Origin of the sequence: Burkholderia sp. RF4-BP95 (genome assembly GCF_001521985.1) — a bacterium.
Classification (GTDB): Bacteria; Pseudomonadota; Gammaproteobacteria; order Burkholderiales; family Burkholderiaceae; genus Burkholderia; species Burkholderia diffusa.
This window is the reverse complement of the sequence record NZ_LOSX01000044.1, coordinates 1-2,117: the sequence shown is the minus strand read 5'-3', so window position 1 is coordinate 2,117 and position 2,117 is coordinate 1. Positions and strand designations below refer to the sequence as shown.

At 64.8% G+C, this 2,117-nt stretch carries 2 protein-coding genes and 1 pseudogene; all 3 read right to left on the bottom strand.

Features of this window, described 5'->3' with window-relative positions; all coding sequences use genetic code 11:
* Positions 1-181 (bottom strand): annotated as a pseudogene (locus WS46_RS34065) (polyamine ABC transporter ATP-binding protein); the annotation flags it as partial.
* A 188-nt stretch (positions 182-369) separates the two neighbouring features.
* Positions 370-1,485, bottom strand: a complete 1,116-nt coding sequence (locus WS46_RS17265) for a polyamine ABC transporter substrate-binding protein (protein ID WP_059532455.1) — start codon at positions 1,483-1,485, stop codon at positions 370-372.
* A 62-nt stretch (positions 1,486-1,547) separates the two neighbouring features.
* On the bottom strand, positions 1,548-2,117 hold a 570-nt coding region (locus tag WS46_RS17260; protein ID WP_156443146.1), incomplete at its 5' end, for an aminotransferase class III-fold pyridoxal phosphate-dependent enzyme.

The following is a 2,117-nucleotide window of genomic DNA, read 5'->3' as shown; positions in this document are numbered from 1 at the left end:
AACTGCCGAGCAGTGCGAACAATTCGTTCTTCGCGATCGTCAGGTTGACGTTGTCGACGGCCGTGCTGTCGCCGAACTTCTTCACGACGTTTTCGATGCGCACGAAGGCGTCGTTCCTGGTACGGGCCGTGGCGGCCGGTTGAGTCTGTCGTGCAGCAGCGGAAGAGGGTATCGATTGCATGGGAGTCACCATTCGTTCTTCACGGATTGCGGGCGTGAGCGTCCCCGCGCGAGGCGCGCAACGCGACTCGCGGACAACGGCTCATGCCGGATGGAACAGTGCGCGCGGCGCGCGCGGGCGGACGGCGGTCCGCGTATCTCAGGCGGCGAGGCGTGGAGCGATGCCTGCGCCGCCGTGATGCATGGCGATCAGTGGCCGGTTTTCAGTTGCGCCCACAGACGGTTCTCGAGGCGCAGGATGTCGGCCGGCATCGGCTTCATCAGCACCATCTTCTTCAGCACGTCTTCGGGCGGATAGACGGTCGGATCCTGCGCGACGGCCGGCGTCACGAACTGGTGCGCGGCCTTGTTCGCGGTCGGGTAGAACACCGTGTTGGTGATCGCGGCGTTGACCTTCGCGTCGGACACGTAGTTGATCCACTTGAGCGCGGCCTCGGGGTGCGGCGCATCCTTCGGGATCACCATCACGTCGAACCACAGCAGGCCGCCTTCCTTCGGATTCGCGAACTTGATGTCGTACGAGCGCTTCGCCTCCGACGAGCGGCGGTGCGCGATGCCGACGTCGCCCGACCAGCCGAGCGCGACGCATACGTCGTTGTTCGCGAGATCGTTGATGTAGCCGGACGAGTTGAACTGGGTGATGTACGGGCGGACTTTCTTCAGGACTTCGAAGGCAGCCTGGTAGTCGCCAGGGTTCTTGCTGTTCGGATCCTTGCCCATGTATTGCAGCGTGGCGGCGAACACGTCGACGGCCTGGTCGAGGAACGACACGCCGCAGCTTTTCAGCTTTTCCATGTTGGCCGGGTCGAACACCAGCGCCCAGCTGTCGACGGGCGCCTTGTCGCCGAGCACCTTCTTCACCGCCTGCGCGTTGTAGCCGATGCCGTCCGTGCCGTAGGCCCAGGGGACGCCGTACTGGTTGCCCGGGTCCGCATCCGAGATCATCTTCATCAGCAGCGGGTCGAGGTTGGCGAGGTTCGGGATCTTCGACTTGTCGAGCTTCTGGTACACGCCGGCCTGGATCTGCTTGGCCATGTAGTTCGAGGTCGGCACGACGATGTCGTAGCCCGAACTGCCCGCCAGCAGCTTCGCCTGCAGCGTGTCGTCGCTGTCGTAGTTGTCGTACTTGACGTGGATGCCCGTCTGCTTCTGGAAATTCGGGATCGTGTCGGGTGCGATGTAGTCGGACCAGTTGTAGACGTTCAGCTCGTCGGCACGCGCCGACGGGCTGGCGACCGACGTGAACGCGGCCGCGGCGGCAAGGGCCGCGACGGAACAGGCTTGGCGAAGAAAGCAGGCACGCATGGTGGAATTCCCCTGGGTTATGGCGGCGTGCGGCGCCCGCCGCACGCCTGTAGGCAAAGTCGTTACGAAAGGCCCAGTTGCTGGGCGGTCGCATCGACGGCCTTCTTCGCCTTCGATACGAGTTCATCGATTTCCTGACGCGAGATCACGAGCGGCGGCGACAGCAGCATCCGGTCGCCGGTCGCTCGCATGATCAGGTTGCCGTTGAAGCAGAAGTCGCGGCAGATCGTGCCGACGTCGCCGCCGTTCGCGAAGCGGCGGCGTTCGGCCGGCGACTCGGCGAGCTGCAGGCTCGCGACCATCCCGTGGCCGTGCACCTCGCCGACGATCGGGTGACGCGCGAAGGTTTCGCGCATCAGTGCCTGGAAGTACGGGCCGGTGTCGTGCTTCACGCGCTCGACGATCCCCTCGTCGCGCAGCAGCTTCAGGTTCGCGACCGCAACCGCCGCCGCGACCGGGTGACCCGAGTACGTGAGGCCGTGATTGAATTCGCCGTTGTCGATGATCGGCCGCGCGATGCGTTCGTGGATGCCCACCGCGCCCATCGGCACGTAGCCCGACGTCAGGCCCTTGGCCATCGTGATCAGGTCCGGCTCGAAGCCGAAGTGCTGATGCGCGAACCATTCGCCGGT

Bases quoted from the DNA above. Each gene is read 5' to 3' on its own strand.
- WS46_RS17265 (WP_059532455.1), bottom strand. From the start codon at position 1,485: ATGCGTGCCTGCTTTCTTCGCCAAGCCTGTTCCGTCGCGGCCCTTGCC.